The sequence below is a fragment of the Mycobacterium gordonae genome, assembly GCF_017086405.1.
Lineage (GTDB): Bacteria > Actinomycetota > Actinomycetes > Mycobacteriales > Mycobacteriaceae > Mycobacterium > Mycobacterium gordonae_D.
The window spans coordinates 4,889,727-4,910,914 of record NZ_CP070973.1 but is presented as its reverse complement, the minus strand read 5'-3'; the positions used below and the strand labels follow the sequence as shown (position 1 = coordinate 4,910,914).

9 protein-coding genes are annotated in these 21,188 nt (G+C 67.3%); 2 read left to right on the top strand and 7 right to left on the bottom strand.

The window, feature by feature from the left end; translation table 11 throughout:
* Window positions 1-20 precede the first annotated feature (20 nt).
* Together JX552_RS20875 and JX552_RS20870 are read right to left on the bottom strand one after the other, a co-directional pair.
* On the bottom strand, window positions 21-3,020 hold the full coding sequence (locus JX552_RS20875; RefSeq protein WP_205873805.1) for an MMPL/RND family transporter: 3,000 nt from the start codon (window positions 3,018-3,020) through the stop codon (window positions 21-23).
* A 154-nt stretch (window positions 3,021-3,174) separates the two neighbouring features.
* A complete protein-coding gene (locus JX552_RS20870) occupies window positions 3,175-4,596 on the bottom strand; it encodes a condensation domain-containing protein (RefSeq protein ID WP_205873804.1) in 1,422 nt (473 codons plus the stop codon).
* Between the two features lie 306 nt (window positions 4,597-4,902).
* On the opposite strand from JX552_RS20870, the gene JX552_RS20865 reads away from it, so the two are divergent.
* Both JX552_RS20865 and JX552_RS20860 read left to right on the top strand, forming a co-directional pair.
* Window positions 4,903-15,924: a type I polyketide synthase gene (locus JX552_RS20865; RefSeq protein WP_205873803.1), complete on the top strand. Its 11,022-nt coding sequence runs from the start codon at window positions 4,903-4,905 to the stop codon at window positions 15,922-15,924.
* A 114-nt stretch (window positions 15,925-16,038) separates the two neighbouring features.
* Complete coding sequence (locus tag JX552_RS20860) at window positions 16,039-17,268, top strand: GNAT family N-acetyltransferase (RefSeq protein WP_431195881.1); 1,230 nt, start codon at window positions 16,039-16,041, stop codon at window positions 17,266-17,268.
* A 32-nt stretch (window positions 17,269-17,300) separates the two neighbouring features.
* Here the strand turns inward: JX552_RS20860 and JX552_RS20855 are convergent, their stop codons facing one another.
* From JX552_RS20855 to JX552_RS20835, 5 genes are all read right to left on the bottom strand, one after another.
* Window positions 17,301-18,407: an acyl-CoA dehydrogenase family protein gene (locus tag JX552_RS20855; RefSeq protein WP_205873802.1), complete on the bottom strand. Its 1,107-nt coding sequence runs from the start codon at window positions 18,405-18,407 to the stop codon at window positions 17,301-17,303.
* A gap of 7 nt (window positions 18,408-18,414) precedes the next feature.
* On the bottom strand, window positions 18,415-19,572 hold the full coding sequence (locus tag JX552_RS20850; protein WP_205873801.1) for an acyl-CoA dehydrogenase family protein: 1,158 nt from the start codon (window positions 19,570-19,572) through the stop codon (window positions 18,415-18,417).
* Window positions 19,573-19,688: 116 nt separating this feature from the next.
* Window positions 19,689-19,949 carry a DUF3618 domain-containing protein gene (locus JX552_RS20845; protein ID WP_205873800.1) on the bottom strand — a complete coding sequence of 87 codons (261 nt, stop codon included), beginning with the start codon at window positions 19,947-19,949 and terminating at the stop codon, window positions 19,689-19,691.
* On the bottom strand, window positions 19,936-20,346 hold the full coding sequence (locus tag JX552_RS20840; protein ID WP_205873799.1) for a phage holin family protein: 411 nt from the start codon (window positions 20,344-20,346) through the stop codon (window positions 19,936-19,938). The genes JX552_RS20845 and JX552_RS20840 overlap by 14 nt, the downstream gene beginning before the upstream one ends.
* The gene (locus tag JX552_RS20835) at window positions 20,343-21,146 is read right to left on the bottom strand and encodes an SDR family NAD(P)-dependent oxidoreductase (RefSeq protein WP_205873798.1); all 804 of its coding nucleotides are present in this window, start codon (window positions 21,144-21,146) and stop codon (window positions 20,343-20,345) included. The genes JX552_RS20840 and JX552_RS20835 overlap by 4 nt, the downstream gene beginning before the upstream one ends.
* Window positions 21,147-21,188 lie beyond the last annotated feature (42 nt).

The window sequence follows — 21,188 nt, the reverse complement described above, 5'->3', positions numbered from 1 at the left end:
CGGTCCCGCTAATTCGCCTGTCACCCGGCGCGTCCGGGCAGTGGTCGCCGCCAACTCAGCCGGGACGGCCACCAACTCGCGCGTCCGATCAACGCGGCCACCGCGGGCACCGTGACCGTTCGTACCAGGAAGGTGTCCAACAGGATTCCGACGCCGATCACGAAACCGCCCTGGACCACGGTGCCGATGCTGGAGAACAGCAGACCGCCCACCGAGGCCGCGAAGATCAGGCCCGCCGCGGTGATCACGCCGCCGGTCGAGGTGAGCGTGCGGATAATGCCGTAACGCATGCTGCCCGGGGACTCGTCGCGCATTCGTGAGATCAACAGCATGTTGTAATCGGCTCCCACCGCGACCAAGACCACGAAGGCCAGCGGTGGCACACTCCAATGTAATTGTTGGCCGAGTAGGAATTGAAAGACCAGTACGCCGATTCCCACCGCGGACAAGAACGAAATGACCACGGATCCAACCAAATACAGCGGCGCGACAACCGCACGCAGTAGCGCCATCAGGGTCAGTAACACAACGAAGAGCGTGACGGCGATGATGAACCGAATATCGTGCTGGTAATAGTCGCGGGTGTCGCGCAAAGTAACCGGATATCCCGCCATAGAAATTGACGCATCCGACAATGCGGTGTTCGGCTGGGCGCCGCGTGCGGTGGCGGTGATGGCATTGACCTGATCCATCGCTTCCGCGCTGAATGGGTTGAGCTTGGTCTGGACCACATAGCGCACGGAGTGGCCGTCGGGCGAAATGAAAATCCTGGCCGCCTTCTTGAATTCGTCCATACGCAGCAGCTGAGCCGGAATATTGAAGCCCGCCATCGACGGATCGGCCGCATCCTTTCGCAGCGACAGCAGGAACGCCGCCGCCTCGGCCAGACCGGCACCCAGCTCCTTGACCTGGCCGACGAGCTGTTCCACCCCGTCGGCCACTTGCCGGCTTCCCCCAGCGGCCCGGTCGGCGCCGCGCTGGAGGTTGTTGAGGCCGGCCTGCAGGCCACCCGGCTGGTCCAGGCCCATAGCATGCATCGCCTTGGTGAAGCTGTTCAGCGCGTTGCGCAGGCGGTCCACCGTCGCGTTGAGGGTTTGCCGGTCCTGGAACGTCTCCAGCTGACGCGCCAGGTCGTTGATCTCGTCGAGGCTTCCGTCGTTGCGAGCGGCGACCACCCGTTCGAATTGCGCGCGGGTGGCGCTGCACGAGGTGTCCAGGTCGCAGACCGGGTTGCCCTGCAGTGCGACCAGCACCGGAGCCACCCACGCGAACATGTCCTTCACCGCCGTGAAGCTCAGCCCCATGGAGTTGCCGAGCGCGTTGATCCTATTGACCAGCTTGGCAGCGGTCGCGACCTCCTTGACCAGCTTGTCGCCGCCGTACTGGCTCCGCATGGACGAGAAGGAGTCGAGCAGGCCCTGCATACCCGAAACCATCTGGTTGACCTGACCCCGCACGTCGCCGAGATTGTCGGCCAGCGTGTCGGCCCCTTTGACCAGCCTGTTCAGGTCGTCGTTGTGGTCGCTGATCACCGTCGACCCTTCACCCAGCCGGGCGCCGACGGCGCCCGCCTGATAGGTGGCCCGGAACTCTTCGGGCACTACCCCAGTGGGCCGGGTGATACCAGTGACCGCGGCGATATCGGGCAGTTGGCTGACCCGGTCGGCCATCTGCTCCAAGTCCGCGAGGGCACGGGGGGTGCGCAGGTCATGCGGGGACTGGACCAGGATGTATTCGGGGATGGACTGGTTCACCGGAAAATGCCGGTCCAGGGCGGCATAGCCGAGCGAACTCGGGGCGGACGCCTGCACCGCTTTGCGGTCGTCGTAGTTGTAGCGCACCAGCCCCGCGCAGCTTGCCAGGACGGCCAGCACCAGCAGGCTCGCTACCAGGTGGGTCTTCGGTCGGCGCACGATGCGTATCCCGGAACGCCGCCAGAACCCGGCGGTCAGCTCGCGTCTGGGTTTGACCCAACCGCGCGGGCCGGCCACCACCAGGATGGCCGGCAGCAGGGTGACCGCCGCCAAGAACGCCACGCCGACGCCGATCGCCGAGGACACCCCGACCGAGGAGAACACCCCCATCCGGGCAAAACTGATTCCCAGAAACGTCAGTCCCACCGTGGCGGCGGATGCGGCTATCACCTTGCCGATCGACATGAGGGCCCGTCGCACGGCTTCGTCGTAATCTGTGTCGAGATCCGAGCCGCGCCGCAGATAGTCGTGATACCGGCTGATCAGAAAGACAGCGTAGTCGGTTCCGGCCCCGGCGATCATCGCGCTCAGAAACACGATCGACTGGTTGGACACGCCCAGGCCGCTCGCCTGAGAGAAACCGGCGACCACGGCCTGGGCGATCACCATGGAGATCCCGATCGCCAGCAGCGGCAGCAGCATGGTGACCGGATTGCGGTAGACCGCGAGCAGCACAAGCAGGACCAGCACGGCGATCGCGAGCTCGATCGGCAGTCGGTCGTGTTCGCCGGCCACCGTCAGATCGGCGACGGTGGCGGCCGGTCCGGTCAGGTTCGCGGTCAGTGGGCTGCCGGCGAGGCTCTGCTTGACCACGCCGGTGACCTGGTTGAAGGCAGCGTAGGAGCGGGGAGTGCCGAGCTCACCGGCGAGGCCGACCGGCAACACCCAGGATTTGCGGTCCTTGCTGGTCAGCACCGACCGCAGGGGCGGTGTGCTGACGAAGTCCTGCAACATGACGACGTTGCGGGTGTCCTGCCGCAGTGCGGCCACCAATTTGCGGTAGGCGGCTTCGTCGGCCGGCCCGAGTCCCTTCTCGTTGGTCAGCACGACCAGCAGCAGGTCTTCGCTGCCTGACTCGTGGAAAGCCTCGGTCATCTTGCGGGCGGTGACGGCCGAGGGCGCGTCGTCGGGCAGGATCGCGAGCGGATGCTTCTGGGCCATCTCATTGAGCGACGGCAGCGTCAGCGGCAATGCGATCGCAATCGCGACCCATAGCCCGATTACCGCCCAGGGCCACCGCACCACGAAATCGGCTAACCGTCGCAAATTGCCCCCACCTCATCAGGTTCTCGCGGTCCACGCCCGATGGCCACCGCCGGTCCCACTGCTCGATTATGTGTCGCACCCGCCGCGACTTCGGGTATTTTTTCAAAAATTATGAGCTCCGAAGAACTCCGAAGAAGTCGGAAGTGCTCCCAGACTACGTGACGCGTCCCCAATGCCCGCTATCAGCGACCCGCGCGCACACTGATTTCATTGCCTCAACATATCGGGCGACCGATTTGTGCGCCACCGGGTTGTCCGGGAACATGACCGCCATAGCTGCCCCTTGCTCGTATCGGAATATATAGATGGTCAATTGATAGGAATACCGGCGGTCGGAATAGATTCCGATGCTGTTGGCGGCACTCATTTCGGCCGCGGCGATGACGGCATTCAATGGAGCGGCGCCGCCGTGCAGAAAGTTCGACACTGGGAAGTTGGGTCGGGGCCAATTCAGCCATGGCGCTAATTCCAACACGCGGTAGTAAGGCACCTTGGCCATATCGAGGCTCGAATCGAATGACTCCTGAGCTGCCCACGCTGCTTCGCTGAAAGACGACGCAGCGATAGGAATGGTCAGCGGCACCAGACCGGTAAACCAGCCCTGGGTCATGAAATTCTCACCACTCTTGCGCGCGTCCCGCGGCGTGAGCGCGTAATAGGTGGGCGCCCCGGTGAACTCGTGGTCCACCAGTGCCATGCATGCGAACAGCCCGCCGACGAACCGCGCGCCGGCCGCCTTGCAGGCCGAATCGAATCGCTCGGTCTGCTCGGCGTCCATCAGGTTTTCGGTCACCATGTCGCTGTTGGTCGGCTCCAATGGGTTGCCCAGCGGAAGCGGAAATTCGGGAAGGCTGCCATTGTTATTCTCGGCGAACTCGATCCATTTGCGGACCCCCGGGGAATCCAGGCTCAACTCGGAGGTGCGCTCGCGCTCTCGGACGCAGTATTCGTCATAGCTGCCGCTGTCGGGCAGCGCCAGGGACCCGTCGCCGCCCACCATCGACGCGTACACGGCGTTGGATTCCAGCATGGTGATGCCGATCAGCGTCGCGTCTCCGTGGACATGGTCGATGCTGGCGTAGAAGGTGAAGTGGTCGTCGCTCTGGACGATCCCGAACGAGAAGCAACCCCACTGCAGCGGATCCGGTGTCGCCACCACATGATCGTGAATTTGTTCGACGGTCATTTCGCCGTGGTCAACGGGCGCTAATTCGATATCGGCCGGATCTGTCATCGTATGCCTGATGAATTCGCCGGTGTCGGTGCACTCGAACCAGCTGCGGTACGTATCGTGCCGGCGCAGATATGTGTTGAGCGCCTGATTCATGATGACCGTGTCGCAGTGCCCCGGTACTTCGCAGGTCGCGATCAGCAGTCGTGAAAAGTCGAGGCCAGAACCTTTTCTCTGATAATAATTCCGGAGATGCTGGCCTTGCATGTAACTGACCGGAACAGTGCTGACGGGCGCTTGCCGTGCCTTTTCCTGAGCGGCCAGCGTGGGGTGCCAGGAAATGACGGTGCCGGGGCGCACCGCCCAATCCTCGAGTGAGCCGATTGTGATTTTCCCGATCTGCAAATCTTTCCCTCCCGGGTCGCGCCGCCTTTCGCTGGCCGCGGTCGGCCGATATCACGATAACCGCATCGGCAATCACTCTAGCGGTGGCAGGCTAATACACTACGCGACTCGCATTCGCCTGGAGCCTATGGTAAACGAGTGGTACCTAGCGCTACCTCGGCCGGCACTACCTGGTAATTTTCAGATGTCGGCGCGCCGCGCATTCGTGCTTGTAATAATTGCGGAGGGGGAGATCCGTCTGCTGCCTGACCGGGCTGTGGCGCAGGAGGAACCAGTCTTCGCCGGCCAAGGCAGAGAGGACAGCGCATGGCAACCGCCGAAGCAGAGGTGACGGCGCCGCCAACCGGGTTCGCGATTGTCGGCTACGCGGCGCGCTTCCCGGGCGCCGGTGACGCGGACGAGTTCTGGGAGCTGTTGCGTCAGGGTCGCGACGCCGTGTCGGAGGTGCCCCGGGACCGGTGGGACGCCGACGAATTCTTCGACCCGGACCCGGATGCGCCCGGGAAGGTGGTGACCCGCCGGGCGGGCTTCGTCGACGACGTCGCCGGTTTCGACGCTCCGTTCTTCGGACTGTCGGCGCGTGAGGTCCGGTTGATGGACCCGCAGCACCGGCTGTTGCTGGAGACGGCGTGGCGCGCGGTGGAGCACTCAGGTACCGCGCCGACCGCGTTGGCGAACACCAACACCGGGGTGTTCATCGGCCTTTCCACCCACGACTACCTGGGCATGGCCTCCGACGAACTGGATTATCCGGAGATCGAGGCCTACATGGCCATCGGGACGGCGGCCGCCGCGGCGGCGGGCCGCATCAGTTACCGGCTGGGTCTGCAGGGCCCGGCGGTGACGGTGGACACCGCGTGCAGTTCTTCGCTGGTGGCGATCCATCAGGCCTGTCAGGCGCTGCGGTTGGGCGAGTGTGACCTGGCGCTGGCCGGTGGCGCCAACGTCCTGCTCAGCCCGGCGACCATGATCACCTTCTCGCAGGCGCACATGCTGGCGCCCGACGGCCGGTGCAAGACATTCGACGCCGCCGCGGACGGTTATGTGCGCGGCGAGGGTTGCGGCGTCATCGTCGTGAAGCGGCTGGCGGACGCGCTCCGGGACGGTGACCGGATCCGCGCGGTGATCCGGGGCAGCGCGATCAATCAGGACGGCGCATCGGGCGGTCTGACGGTGCCCAACGGTATCGCCCAGCAGCGGGTCATCGCTGAGGCGCTGCACCGGGCCGGCGTCGCGCCTGCCGACATCGGGTACTTGGAGGCGCACGGGACCGGTACCTCGCTGGGCGATCCTATCGAGGTCCAGGCCGCCGGCGCCGTGCTCGGAGCAGGACGCGACGACACCGCGCCGCTGCTGATCGGGTCGGCGAAGACCAACATCGGCCACTTGGAGGCCGCGGCCGGGATCGCCGGGATCATGAAGGTCGTGCTGTCGCTCGAACACGAGCTGTTGCCGCCGCACCTGAATTTCCACGACCCGTCCCCGCACATCCCGTGGGACCGCCTCGCGGTGCGTGTCGTCAAGGAGGCCACGCCCTGGGAACGTAACGACCGACGGCGGTTGGCCGGGGTCAGCTCGTTCGGGTTCTCCGGGACCAACGCGCACGTGATCGTCGAGGAAGCACCCGCGGAGCTGAATGCGGTTGACGCGGGGCCCGATCCGGCCGGGCAACGGTTCAGCGTGCTGCCGCTGTCCGCGCGCACGCCGGCCGCGTTGACCCAACTCGCCGAGCGCTACCGCAGCTGGTTGAGCGAGCATCCCGAAGCGGAGCTGGCGGATGTGAGCTTCTCGGCCGGAGTGCAGCGATCCCATTTCGAGCACCGCGCTGCGCTGGTGGCCAATTCGACGGATTCGGCGCGTGAGCTCCTCGCTGCCCTCGCCGACGATCGCCCGGCGCCGGGGCTGGTGCGCGGCGAGTGCGCTGATCCGCCGAAGACAGCGTGGTTGTTCCCGGGGCAGGGCAGCCAGTTCCCGGGCATGGCGCGCGAGTTGTTCGACCGCGAGCCGGTGTTCGCCGAGACGGTCAGCCGGTGTGCGGCGGTGGTCGACGGCGTGCTCGAAAGGCCGTTGTTAAGTGTCATTTTCGACGCTGAGCAGCTGGCCAGTCCGGACGGCCAGGACATGGTGCGGCAGACGGCCTACGCGCAGCCCGCGTTGTTCGCGGTGGAAATGGGCCTGGCCCGGCTCTGGCAGTCGTGGGGTTTCGAACCCGACGTGGTGCTGGGTCACAGTGTCGGCCAGTATGCGGCGGCCTGTGTGGCCGGCGTGTTCAGTCTGGAAGACGGGGCGTTGTTACTCGCCGAGCGTGGCCGCTTGTTCGGAAATTTGCCTGCCGGCGGGCGGATGGTGGCGGTCTTCACCGACAGCGAGCGGGTCGAAAGTCTCACCGGGGAGTTTCCGCGCCTGTCGGTGGCCGCCTACAACGGCGCCAACACCGTGCTGTCGGGGCCTGCCGACGACCTGGATCGCGCGGTGGCTGGGCTGACGGCCGGCGGTGTTCGCTGCGAGCGGCTCGACACCAGCCACGCGTTCCATTCGGCGCTGTTGGATCCGGCCCTCGACGAGTTCGAGGAGTTCGCGAACCGGTTCGAATACGCTTCGCCGCAGCGGATTCTGGTGTGCAACCGGACCGGTGCGGCGCTGGGCAGGCAAGTGCGACTCGACGGGCAGTACTGGCGTCGTCACGCCCGACAGCCGATCGAGTTCGCCAAGAGCGTCGCCACTTTGGCCGACTTGGGCTGCAAGCTGCTGCTGGAGGTCGGCCCGCAACCGGTGCTGACCGCGGCAGCGCTGCGCGCCTGGCCGGATCCGGCGACCGCGCCGCGGGCGATCGCGTCGATGCGCCGAAACAGCGCCGACCACCGCCAGATCACCGAAGCCGTGGCCGACGCCTACGTCGCCGGTCATGTGCCCCAGTTCGGTGCCCTGCACCAGGACCGGCGGCGCAAGCTCGACCTGCCCACCTATCCGTTCCAGCACCGTCAGTACTGGTACCGCGACAACCGGACCCAGCCGACCGGCAAGACCGACCGGTCGGCGACGCTGCGCACCGAAGCCGTCCGGCTGCTCGAGGACGGCCGGATCGACGAACTTGCCGCATTGCTGGACGGCTCGGGCGGCAATCAGCAGACCATCGGCGTGCTGACAAAGCTTGCCGCCCAACACAACCGACAGCGCGAGACGCAGTCCATCGCGCAGGACCGGTACGAGATCCGGTGGCAGAAGTCGGCGGTTGCGCCGGCCGGCGAGGACACCGCCTGGTTGCTCGTCGTCGACGACCCCGGGGCCGTTGCGCCACTGCTCGATGCGCTGACGGCACGCGACCACCGGCACCGCGTCGTCGGGCTACCGGCCTCCGACGCCGACGAGGAACGCCTCGAAGGCGTCCTGCGCGAAGCGGCCACCGACGAAGCTGCGTTGCGCATTCTGGTCCTGTCCGCCGTCGAGTCGGACACCACGCCGTCGATGCGGTCGTTGCTGCGGATGCAGCACCGGGTGATCGGCGGGGCACGGCGACTGTTCCGGGCCGCGGCGACCGCCGAACTTCGCGCTCCGATCTGGCTGATAACCTCTGGCGCGCAACAGGTTACCCCGACCGACGCGGTTTCTCCGGTGCAGAGCTGCCTGTGGGGCTTCGGTCGGGCGGCCTCGCTCGAACATCCCCAGGCATGGGGTGGACTGGCAGATCTGTCGGTCGGCAGCGCCGCCGAGTGGTCGCGGCTGATCGACACCGTCACGGCCGGTGGTGCGACCGAAGACCAAGTGGCGCTGCGGGATCAATCGGTCTACGTCCCGCGGCTGGTCCGCCGGGCCGGCACGCCGATCGGAACACCGCTGGCACTTCGTGCCGACGCGACGTATCTGGTGACCGGTGGCCTGGGCTCGGTCGGGCTGGAGATCGCCGGTTACCTGGCCGCCCACGGCGCTGCGCATCTGGTGCTGACCGGCCGGCGCGCGCCGAGCAACGACACGCAGCAGCGTATCGACGTGCTGCAACAGCAGACGGGCTGCGAGATCCGGACCGTCGCCGCCGACGTCGCCAATCCGCATGATGTCGCCCGCCTGATCGCCACGGTGGCCGCGGACCTACCGCCGCTGGCCGGCATCGTGCACGCCGCCGGTGAGATCGGCAGCACCCCGCTGCGCAGCCTGGACGACGCCGAGGTCGATCGCGTCTTCGCCGGAAAGGTTTGGGGTGCATGGAATTTGAGTGAAGCAACGGCCGACATGCCGCTGGACTTCTTCCTCAGCACCTCCTCTATCGCATCGGTATGGGGCAGCTTCGGCCAGACCGCCTACAGCGCGGCCAACGCTTTCCTCGACGGGTTGTCGTGGCGGATGCGCGAGCAGAACTATCTCAGCGTCAACTTCGGTCCCTGGGCGGCGGGCATGGCCGACGAACAGGCCCGAGCGCAGCTCAAGAAGCGCGGGGTGGTGACCCTGGCGCCTGGCGACGCTCTGGCCGGCATGGCCGAGCTGATGGTCACGCAGTCGACGCAAGGGGTGGTGGCCCGCATCGACTGGGCCCGCTTCCTGCCCATCTATCAGCAGACCGGTCGGCGGGCGTTCCTGGCCGAACTGGAACGGGAGTTGCCCGAGTCGGCGACGGCGCCGACGGCGTCGGGAACCACGAAGCTGGTCGAGCAGCTCACGGTCGCTCCGGTGCAACGGCGCAAGAGGCTCGTCGTGGACTACCTGCGCGACGTCGTCGCGGAGGTCACGCGCGTCGACGCCGCCGAGATTCGCGACGAGGCAGGGTTCTTCGACCTCGGCATGGATTCGCTGATGGCCGTGGAACTACGGCGCCGGGTCGAGCACGGCGTCGGCAAAGCGCTGCCGGCGACCCTGGCCATGGACTACCCGCGGCTGGTCGATGTGGCGGATTATCTGCTCACCGACGTGCTGCACCTGAGTGCTCCGGCAACAGCGAAAACAGCGGCACCGGTCACGGCGACGGCCGCCTCGGTGGACGAGCCGATCGCCATCGTCGCGGTAGCCTGCCGCTTCCCGGGCGCCTCCGATCCCGAGGCGTACTGGGAGCTGCTGGCCAACGGTGTCGACGCGATCCGCGAAATCCCGGACGATCGCTTCGACGTCGATGAGTATTACGACCCCGATCCCGAGACACCGGGCAAGATCTACAGCCGCTGTGGGGGATACCTCGACGCGATCGACGGATTCGATCCTGAGTTCTTCGGGATCTCGCCCCGGGAAGCCGTGTGGATGGATCCGCAGCAGCGGTTGATGCTGGAGATCGCCTGGGAAGGCCTGGAACGTGCTGGCTATTCGCCGGCGGCGTTGCGCGGCAGCCGAAGTGGCATCTTCGTCGGGGTGGCGGCCAACGAGTATTCGCATCTGTTGACCGCCGAGTCGGTCGACAGCATCGAAGCCCACTTCATCACCGGCAACGCGCTCAACGCGATCGCGGGACGCGTCGCCTTCGCGCTCGGTCTGGAGGGGCCGGCGGTGGCGGTCGACACCGCCTGCAGTTCGTCGCTGGTGGCCGTGCACGAAGCGTGCGGAGCCCTGCGTTCCGGCGACTGCGATCTGGTGCTGGCCGGCGGCGTGAACGTGCTGTTGAGCCCGGCATCCCTCATCGCGGCCTCCCGGGCCAGGATGCTGTCGCCTGACGGCCGGTGCAAGACCTTCGACGCCGCCGCCGACGGGTATGTACGCAGCGAGGGCTGCGGCATCCTGGTGCTCAAGAGGCTCAGCGATGCGGTGCGCGACGGCGACCGCATTCAGGCGGTCATCCGGGGCAGCGCGGTCAACCAGGATGGCGCGTCCAGCGGCCTCACGGTGCCCAATGGTGGTGCACAGCAACGGCTTATCGCTGCGGCGCTGGCTCGGGCGCACGTTGCCGGCAGCGACGTCGACTATCTCGAGGCGCATGGTACGGGCACGTCGCTGGGTGACCCGATCGAGGTGCAGGCCGCCGCGGCGGCCTACGGCGCCGACCGCGACCCGAATCACCCGCTGCTGATGGGATCGGTGAAGACCAACATCGGACACCTGGAATCAGCGGCCGGGGTCGCCGGTCTGATCAAGATCGTGCTGTCCCTGCAACACCAGACCCTCCCGCGGAACCTGCATTTCGAGAACCCGTCACCGCACATCCCGTGGGACTCGCTACCGGTGCGCGTCGTGGACGAAGCCACCCCGTGGCACGCCAACGGCCGCCCGCGGCGTGCCGGTGTGAGTTCCTTCGGCTTCACCGGCACCAACGCGCACGTCCTGATCGAAGAGGCGCCGGCACCGGAGCCGATCACCGCAGCCGACGTTCCCGACGGGCCCGTGCATGTGCTGCCGCTCTCGGCGCGGTCCGAGCAGGCCCTGGTGTCGTTGGCGGAGCGGTACGCGTCCTGGCTGGAGGATCATCCCGACGCCGACATCGGTGACGTCTGCTACACCGCGGGTGTCGGGCGTTCGCATTTCGAACACCGGGGCGCCCTCGTCCTGGATTCCGGCGCCACCCCGGTTGGGGGGGCCCGCGACATGCTTGCCGATCTGGCCGCAAACCGGTTGCGCCCCGGCGTATTACGTGGCACGTGCGGCGACCCGCCGACGACGGCGTGGTTGTTCACCGGACAGGGCAGCCAGTATCCGGGCATGGCGCGCGAGCTCTTCGAGACCGAGCCGGTATTCGCCGAAACCGTGCAACGGTGCGCGGACGCGATCGACGGCATGCTGCCGCATCCGTTGCTGGAGGTGCTGTTCGCGGCGGACCGGGAAACCGGAGAAACCCTGCGCCACACCTCTTTCGCCCAGCCTGCCCTGTTCGCGATCGAGATGGGTCTGGCCCGGTTGTGGCAGTCGTGGGGGATCGAGCCCGACGTGGTGCTCGGGCACAGCGTGGGCCAGTATGCGGCGGCGTGTGTGGCCGGAGTGCTCAGCCTCGAGGACGGTGCGCGGCTGATGGCCGAACGGGGTCGGCTGTTCGGCAGCCTGCCCGAGGGCGGACGGATGGTGGCGGTCTTCGCCGACGCCCGCCACGTGGAGGACGTCGCCAATCAGTCCCCGCAGGTGTCGGTTGCCGCGTACAACGGCCCCAACACCGTGCTGTCGGGTCCTGGCACCGACCTGGAACAGATCGTCGCCACGTTCAACGAGGAGGGAATCCGCTGCACCTGGCTGGACACCAGCCATGCCTTCCACTCCGCGTTGCTGGACCCGGTGCTCGACGAATTCGAGGCGTACGCGGCGCGGCTGGAGTTCAATGTTCCCACGCTGCCGCTGGTCTGCAACCGCACCGGCACCGTCCTTGACGCCGAAACCCCGCTGAATGGCCAGTATTGGCGTCGGCACTCCCGCCAGCCCGTGCAGTTCGCCGACAGTGTGCGCACGGCCGCGGCGCTGGGCTGCACGGTGTTGATGGAGATCGGCCCGCAGCCGATCCTCACCGCCGCGGCGGTGCAGGTCTGGCCGGAACACTCGGCGCCGCCGCGCGCCATCGTCTCGTTGCGCAAGGGCGCCGACGCACGACGACAGATCGCCGAAGGCTTGGCAGCCGCCTACGTCGCCGGGCATCGGCCGGACTTCGCCGCCCGCCACCGGCGACCGGGTCGCAGGCTCGAGCTGCCCACCTACCCCTTCCAGCGCCGGCACTTCTGGCCCAAGAGTTCCGGTGTCACCCCCGGCGACGGTGCCGTGGTGTCCGGAATATTGGGTAGCGCAAAGGATCTCGCTTCCGGTGACGCCGTCTATACCAGCCGGCTGTCGGTCAAGACGCAGCCCTGGCTGGCTCACCACGTCATCTACGGAACCGTCGTGGTCCCGGGTGCGACGTACGCCGCGATGGCCCTGGCCGCCGTCGGTGCCCCCGCGCATGTCCGGGACGTCTTTTTCTATGAGCCGATCATCCTGCCGGACAAGAGTTCTCGTGAAGTCCAGCTGACGTTGCATCCGCTCGAGGACGGCGGCGGCTGGACGTTCCGGGTGCACAGCCGACCCTATGGCGTGCGCGAGGCGGAGTGGTCGCTGAACGCCGACGGCACCGTGGTCAGCGGCATCGAAGACGAGCACCCGGCGCAGCAGCCGGAATCGATCGAGGCGGCAACCGAGCGGTTGAGTCGCACCCAGACCCAGCAGTTGTTCGACACCTTCGTCGACATGGAGTTGGCCTGGGGCCCGACCTGGTCCACTTCCCTGAAGTCGTTGTGGGTGGGCGAGGGTGAGGCTATCGGCGACGTCGCCATCGGGGAAGAACTCGCCGAGCACCTCGGCAGCGAGCCGATCCACCCGGTGCTGCTGGACCTTTGCACCGGAGTCGCCTTCCCGGCATTCCCGGCGTTGCTGGCGGCCGAACACGGCATCGCGGATCTGTTCCTGCCGTTGCGCTACGGGCGGGTATTGCTGGCCGAGCGGATGCCGCAGCGGTTCTATTGCCGCGCACGGTGGCACGCAAGCGGCCTGGAAAGCGAAACGCAAGTTTTCGATCTCGATTTCGTGGACCGCGACGGTCGCCTGCTGGGCGGAATCCGCGAATTCACCGTGAAGCGCGCACCCCGGGAGGCGTTGCTGCGTGGGCTGGGAGGCGACGCCACCCGGCTGCTGTACACCCTCGGCTGGAACGAGGTGCCTGCACCGGGATCGGAGGCGTCCGGCGACACCACGTGGTTGGTGGCCGGGTTCGACGAGCTGGCGGCGGACCTGCCGAACAGCCTGCGCACTAACGACGTCGTGGATCCCGGGCTTTGGTCGCAGCTGTTCGCGCAGGCCAGGGAGCAGGGTGCCCCGATCTCCGGCATCGTCTGGCGCAGCGGCCGGCGGCCGGGCGCCGACGAGTCGAGCGTGGAGTTCGCCGGACGTCTGGAGGGCGAGCTCGACCGGCTGTTGACTCTGGTGCGGACCGCGCTGGGTCAGCAAGACCTGAAACTGCCTGGGGGGGTGTGGATCGTCACCGAGCGGGCCGTGGCGACCGAGCCCGGGGAACCGGTCGACCCCGTGCAGGCCGCGTTGTGGGGCCTGGGTCGCACGGTCATCGCCGAGCAGCCACAGTTGCGCTGCCGGCTGATCGACCATGACGGCTCCGAGGACGCCGTGCAGTGGCTGGTGCGGCTGTTGGCCGCGCCGGCGGCGCCCGTCACCGAGCCCGAAATGGCACTGCGGCAAGGGAAATTCCTGGTATCGCGGCTGCTGCCATGGGCGCGCGGCGGACACCTCACGGTGCCCCGCGCCACCGACTATGTGTTGGCGCCGACCGAACGCGGTGCCATCGACAACCTCCGTCTGGTCGAGACCGAGGTGACGGCGCCGACGCAGGGTCAGGTGCAGGTCCGGGTCGAGGCCGCGGGTCTGAATTTCCGGGACGTGCTCAATGTGCTCGGTCTTTATCCTGGCGACCCGGGACCCATCGGTGGCGACTTCTCCGGCATCGTCACCGAGTTGGGCGACGGTGTCAGCGGACTCGAGGTGGGCCAGCGCGTCTTCGGCTTCATGCAGGGCGCGTTCGCCAGTCGGGTCAACGTGCCTGCGCAGTTGCTGGCTCCGGTGCCCAAGGGTCTGGGTGCGGTCGCCGCTGCGAGCATCCCGGCGGCGGCGCTCACCGCGCGCCTGGCGTTCGACTGGGCCAAGCTGCGGCCGGGGGACCGGGTGCTGGTGCACGCCGCCAGTGGCGGCGTCGGCCTGGCGGCCGTCCAACTGGCGCGGCAGTGCGGCGCAACGGTGTTCGCCACCGCCAGCACCTACAAGCGTGCCGCGCTGCGCCAGCTGGGTGTGGAGCACGTGTACGACTCGCGCACTACGGATTTCGCGGACCAGATCCTGGCCGACACCGACGGCGCCGGAGTCGACGTCGTGCTGAACAGCCTGACCAATGAGGGATTCCTGGAGGCGACCGTGCGTGCCACCGCCCGCAACGGCCGGTTCGCTGAGATCGCCAAGCGCGATATCTGGACACCCGAGCAGATGGCCGCGGTGCGCCCTGACATCGACTACGAGATCGTGGCGTTGGACGGCACCATCATGAGCGACCCGGGGCACATCCATCGGCTGCTGGGTGAAGTTTCGGACGGGCTCGGGAGCGGGGAGTGGCAGCCGCTGCACGCCGAGATCTATCCGCTGACCGAGGCGAAGACGGCGTTCCGGCGCATGCAGCAGGCCCGGCATATCGGCAAGATCGTGGTGCAGATGCCGAATCCGCTTGCGCCACGCGCAGATCGGACCTATCTGGTCACCGGAGGCCTGGGTGCGCTCGGTCTGCACACCGCGTCGTATCTGGCCGCGCTGGGTGCCGGCGACATCGTGCTGACCAGCCGGCATCTGCCGGACGCCGAGGCACAGCAGGCGATCGACGCCATCACCGAGCGCTACCGGTGCCGGCTGCACGTCTTCGGCGCCGACGTGGGCGACGAGTCCCAGCTCAGAGATTTGCTGGAGCGTATTCGCGCCGAGCTGCCGCCGCTGGCCGGGGTGGCACACCTGGCGGGCCTGCTCGATGACGCGCTGCTACCTCAGCAGAGTCTGGAACGGTTTCGGACGACGTTGGCGCCCAAAGCGTTTGCGGCATGGCATCTGCACCGGTTGACCCAGAACGACGACCTGGAATTCTTCATCATGTACTCCTCGGTCTCCAGCGTCCTCGGTTCACCGGGTCAGGCGAACTATGCCGCCGCCAACGCCCTGCTGGACGGGCTGGTCGCCGATCGCAACGCCCAGGGCTTGACCGCCACCAGCGTCAACTGGGGACCGTGGGCCAAGGGCGGCATGGCCGCGTCGCACGCCGCGCGTGTCAATCTCGGTGCCCAGGGCCTGATTCCGCTCGACCCCACCGCCGCGCTGAGCGCGCTCGGCGAGCTGTTCGCCGAGGGCACCGGGCAGGCGACCGTCATCAAGGCCAATTGGCAGCGTACGGCGAAGGTGCTGGGTGGTTCCCGTCCTGCGATCCTCGACTACGTGCTGCCCAGTGCTGTGGCGACCACGCCGGGGGACAGCGAGTTGCTTCGCCAGTTGCACGAGATACCCGAGTCGCAACGGACCGATTTCCTGACCGAGTATCTGCAGCAGGAGGTGCAGAGCTTCCTTCGGCTCGCCCAACCGCCCGCGGCCAGCAGCCGATTCCTGGACCTGGGCACCGACTCCCTGATGGCGGTCGAACTGCGCAACCGGTTGCTCGGACAATTCGGTGGCGCACTGACGATCAGCGCCACCGCGGTGTTCGACTATCCGACCATCAGGGCGCTCGCCGAGTACCTGGCCGAGCAGCTACCGGAGCTGTTGTCGGCAGCCGAACCAGCCGAACCGGCCGAACCGGCCGACCCCGCCCCGGACGAACCTGCCGAACCGGCCGACCCCGCCCCGGACGAACCGGCCGAACCGGCCGACGGCTAGTTGCCGCCGCGTCATGTCCCCGTGGTCCGCCGGATCACGTTGCGACAGCGTTCGTGTTCGCAACCCTGATGGCGTCTATGGCCCGCAATATTCGGATGCGCGCCAGGGGTGTGTGTGACACAGTCAGATCCCGTGACTGTGTCGCCCGGCTCCCCGCTACCCGCATCGTTGCGGCTGTGCAGTCCGGGCGATGACGACTGGCCGGGGATGTACTTCTTGGCCGCCAACAGTTTCGCCGACTTTGTCGGGCCCGATGTGACGAGCCGCTTGCGCACTCTGATACCCCACAATGGCGCCGTCGTGGTACGCGCCGGCGATGACGTGGTCGCGATGGCCCTGTATCTGGATCTGCGGCTGACGGTGCCCGGCGGCGCGGTCCTGCCGACTGCGGGTCTGAGCTTCGTCGCGGTTGCACCCACGCACCGGCGGCGCGGACTGCTGCGCGCGATGTGTACCGAGTTGCATCGGCGGATGGCCGATTCCGGGTATCCGCTGGCTGCTTTGCACGCCAGCGAGGGCGGCATCTATGGCCGGTTCGGTTACGGGCCCGCCACTGTCTTGCAGGAGCTCACCATTGATCGGCGCTTCGTCCAATGGCACGGCGACGCACCGGGGCTCGGTCCGCAAGCTGTCAGACTCGTCCCGCCGACAATGCACCAGGGCGCGTTCGAGGAAATCTACGAGCGTTGGCGACGGCGGGTGCCCGGCGGCATGATGCGGCCCCAAGTGCTCTGGGAACAGCTGCTAGCCCAACGGCCGTCCGTGCCGGGCGGTTCGATGAAGTCTTTCGGGCTGCTGCATCCGGACGGGTATGCAATTTATCGGGTGGACAACCTCGACCCCACCCTGGCGCGCGTCGACGAACTCAGGGCGCTCACCGCCGACGCCCGTGGCGCGTTGTGGCGGGCTCTGTTGGGCCTGGATTCGGTCCAGCGGATCAGCATCCTCACGCACCCGCAGGATCCGCTGCCGTTCCTGCTCACCGACCCCCGGCTGGCGAAAACCACCTGGCGACAGGACGGTTTGTGGATCCGGATTGCCGACGTACCGAGCGTCCTCGAGGCGCGCACCTACGCGGCGGATCTCTCCACGGTGCTGGCAGTGTGCGGCCAGGGACGATTTGCACTGGACATCCGCAACGGCCGTGCGCGATGCACGCCGACTGACGTGCCGGCCGAGATCGACATGGGCCTCGACGCGCTGGGCTCCCTATACCTGGGGGTACACCGGGCCGCGACGCTGGCCGCTGCGAACCGGGTACGCGCCAAAGATGCTGACATCATCGGCCGGTTCGACGCGGCGTTCGTCAGCGACGTTCCTGCCGAGACTGCCTTCGACTTCTGACGCGCAGTCCCCCAATCTGGCGTGGGTGTCGCTCAGATCTTGGCGAGGTCGTATTCGCCGATGTGGTCGATGAGCACCCGCAATTGGTCCTGGGTCGAACCCAGCGTCTGATCGATCGCGGTGAGCCGGGCCGTGTAGTGGCCCACCGGGTACTCGGCGGTCATGCCGATGCCGCCGTGCAGCTGGATCGCCTCCTGCCCGATGTGCCGCCCCGAGCGGCCGATCTGCAGCTTGGCGCGGGCGGCGATCACCGGGTCGTAGTTTCCGTCGGCGATCGACATGGCCGCGTACAGATTCATGCTGCGCGCCAGCTCCAGTGACACGTACATGTCGGCCGCCCGCTGCGTGAGCGTCTGGAACTTGTTGAGGGTGACCCCGAACTGCTTGCGGGCCTTGAGGTAATCGGTGGTCAGCCGCAGCGCTTCCTCCATGGCGCCCATCGCCTCGGCACACAGTGCCGACTGGATCCGGATGATGGCGCGGGCGACGGCTCCCGAGGCATCAGACCCGTCGCCCAACGGTTCGGCGGCCGCGCCGTCCAGGTCGATCTGAGCGCCGCGCTGACCGTCGAAGGTGCGGAACGGCGAGCGCGTGACGGCTTCGGCGTCAACCAGGAACAACCCGGTGCCGCCGTCCGGCAGCGCCGCACTGACCACCAGTGTTTCGGCGCAGTCCCCGGCCGGAACCGGGCTCTTGCGTCCGCTGACGGTCCACGAATCACCTTGCCGTACAGCGCTAGTGGCCGGTTGCCCCGAGCCGCCACGCTGACCCGGCTCCAGGTGGGCGAAGGCCAGCAGCCGCTGGCCCGCGGCGACCTCGTCGAGCAGTTCTTTCTGCGCGTCGGTGCCGAGCTCGGCGATCAGCGAGCCGGGCGCGAGCGCCGCGTGCACGATGGGTTCGGGCGCCAGCCGGCGTCCGACCTCGATGAGCACCGCCATGATCTCGAGTTGCCCGGACTCCTCGGGCTCGAACCCGAGACCCAGGATCCCGATCTCCGCGAGCTGATTCCACACCTCGCGGCTCCAGCCCAGCTCGGTGTCGATCGCCTTGTTGCGACTCTCGGCGTCGTAGCTTCGCGACAGCAGTTCCCGGGTGGTGTCGCGCAGCAGTGCCTGCTCTTCACTCAACTGAAAGTCCATGACTGCCTCACAATCCGAGAATGGTCGAGGAGATGATGTTGCGCTGCACCTCGTTGCTGCCGCCGTAGATCGAGGTCTTGCGGTAGTTGAGATAAGTCGGGGCGCTGGACTGGGCCCATTCCGGGGAGGCGATGCCGTCCCCGCCCACCGGCAGCGCGTCGGGACCGGCCACCTCGACCATCAGTTCGGTGGCGATCTGCTGCAGTTGGCTGCCGCGCAGCTTGAGCACCGACGATGCCGGGTTGGGTTTTCCACCGACCGAACTCGACACCACCCGGGCCTGGGTGAGTTCCAGTGCGAGCACCTCGTTCTCGGCCTCTGCCAGTCGGGCGGCGAACAACGGGTCCTCAAGCAGGCCGCTCTCGGCGGCGTGCCGCTTCACCTCCGCCAGACGCACTTTGGTGCGGCCCACCTGGGCGATCCCGGTGCGTTCGTTGCCGAGCAGGAACTTCGCGTAACTCCAACCCTGATTCTCTTCTCCGACAAGCTGATTGGCCGGCACCCGGGCGTCGGAGAAGAACACCTCGTTGACCTCGACGCTGCCGTCGATCAACTTGATCGGCCGTAGCGTGATGCCCGGGGTGTCCATGGACATGAGCAGGAACGAGATGCCGGCCTGGCGCTTGGGTGCCTGGGGGTCGGTGCGTACCAGGCAGAAGATCCAGTCCGCGTACTGGCCGAGCGTCGTCCAGGTCTTCTGCCCGTTGACGACGTAACTGTCACCGTCGCGGACGGCGGTGGTGCGCAGCGAAGCCAGGTCCGATCCGGCTTCGGGCTCGGAGAAGCCCTGGCACCACCAGATGTCGAGGCTGGCCGTCGGCGGCAGAAACCGTTCCTTGACCTCCGGTGAGCCGAACTCGGCGATCACCGGGCCCACCATCTTGGTGTTGAAGTTCAACGGCTCCGGGACGCTGGCCAACTGCATCTCGTCGGTCCAGATCTGGAATTGGGTGGGTGTCCAGTCTTTTCCGCCCCATTCGACGGGCCAGTTCGGCACTGCCAGCTCGTGCTCGTGCAGCAGCTTGTGGTTGGCGACGATCTCGTCGCGCGTCAGGTGACCACCCTGTCGGACCCGGTCGCGGATATCGCCCGGAATCTCGGTGGTGAAGAAGGTCCGCAGTTCGTCGCGGAACGCGGCTTCGTCGGGCGTGAGCGCCAGTTTCATCGGCAGCCTCCTGTGTCCGTGGTGACCGTCGACGCAGGGGTTACGGCGGTCCTGTACTGCACGTTAGGCGCTGGGCGGCGGCATTCGCCCACCGGGTGGTCGGTTGGCGGCAGACCTCAGCGCCGCCGGCGACGCCACCACAGCAGCGCGACGAGAGCGACGCCGGCGGCCGAGGCGGCCACTATCAGCGTCGGTTGCGCGGCGCGTGCGGCTTCTTTGGCCCGCTCGGCAACGTCGGCCTTCGACGAGAGAACTTCGACGGTTTCGCCGAGCTGGGTCCGGGTGCGCTCGATGTCGCGCTGAATGTCGCGTATCTCGGCGTCGGGGCCCGGTTCGGGTGACTGGGTTGGTGGCGGGGTGCGTTCAGCTTCGGCCATGTCGGGCGCCCTTCACTTCCTCGATGTCCTGCTTGACGCTGGCGACCGCGTGCGGGGCCGCCGGCGTCACCTCTTTGGTCTGCCGCCGGCTGATCAGGGCCGCCACTCCCGCGATGGCGAACAACGCCGCAGCCACGATCAAGGCGGCCGCCCACGTGGGCAGGGCCAGCGCCAACGCCGCGATGGCGGCGGCGATCAAGCTCGCCAGACCGAAGAACGCCAGCAGCCCGGCCGCGCCGAACAGCCCGGCGCCGGCGCCGGCGTGTTTGGCAGATTGGACGAGTTCTTTTTGCGCCAGCCGCATTTCGTCGCGCACGAGCCGGGAGGTCTGCGACGAGAGTTGGGATATCAGCTCGCCGATCGAGGCGTCGGTGTTGGGATTCGCATTGACGCTCATCGGTTCTTCTCCGTGCTGCTCGCTGTCGACCGGGGTGTCGACATCACCCTGTTGGCCGCGGCCTTGACCGAGTCCGGCAGCAGCTTGTTGCCGATGCCCATGGCCTTGGTCAGCAGCGACTCCGCGACGATCTTGCGATCGCCGTCCATCAACGCGTCGAAGCCTTCTCTGGCCACTTCGACCGGGTCGTCCTTGCGGCTCATGCGCCCTATCCGGGTGCCCGCCATGCCCGCGCGCCGGAAGAAGTTGGTTTCGGTGGGCCCGGGCATCAAGGCCGTGACCGTGACCCCGGTCTTGCCCAGTTCGTCGTGCAGCGCTTCGGACAACGACTGGATGAATGACTTGGACGCGTTGTACACCGCCTGGTGGGAGCCGGGCATGGTCGAGGCTATCGACGATGTAAACAGCATCTTGCCGCCGCGGCGCCGCACCATGCCGGGCAGAATCAGCTTGGCCAGATGCACGGTGGACCGCACGTTGAGGTCGACGAGCGCCAACGCGTCGTCCACGCTGCTGTCGACGAAAGATCCCCCGAGGCCCACCCCGGCATTGAGTGCCGCGGCGTCCAGCGGTTGTCCGTCCGCGCTGACCTGCCGATAGAGGTCTTCGACCCCTTTGCCGGTGCGCAGGTCCACCTGGATGGGACGGATATGGACGCCCGAGGGCCCGAGTTTCTGTGCGGCGACGTGGATGTCGGAGTTCTCGGCCGCGATGATCAGGTCGTAGCCATGCTCGGCGAACCGCCTGGCCAGCTCCAGGCCGATGCCGCTCGACGCGCCGGTGATCAAAGCCAAACTCATGGCGTCGTGGCTACCCGCGGGATGGCCGGCCAAACCTGCTCG

Excerpts from the sequence above, each read along its gene's own strand:
- JX552_RS20840 (WP_205873799.1), bottom strand. The coding sequence starts at position 20,346 with ATGAGCGTCAATGCGAATCCCAACACCGACGCCTCGATCGGCGAGCTG.
- JX552_RS20850 (WP_205873801.1), bottom strand. The coding sequence starts at position 19,572 with ATGAAACTGGCGCTCACGCCCGACGAAGCCGCGTTCCGCGACGAACTG.
- JX552_RS20855 (WP_205873802.1), bottom strand. The coding sequence starts at position 18,407 with ATGGACTTTCAGTTGAGTGAAGAGCAGGCACTGCTGCGCGACACCACC.
- JX552_RS20835 (WP_205873798.1), bottom strand. The coding sequence starts at position 21,146 with ATGAGTTTGGCTTTGATCACCGGCGCGTCGAGCGGCATCGGCCTGGAG.
- JX552_RS20865 (WP_205873803.1), top strand. The coding sequence starts at position 4,903 with ATGGCAACCGCCGAAGCAGAGGTGACGGCGCCGCCAACCGGGTTCGCG.
- JX552_RS20845 (WP_205873800.1), bottom strand. The coding sequence starts at position 19,949 with ATGGCCGAAGCTGAACGCACCCCGCCACCAACCCAGTCACCCGAACCG.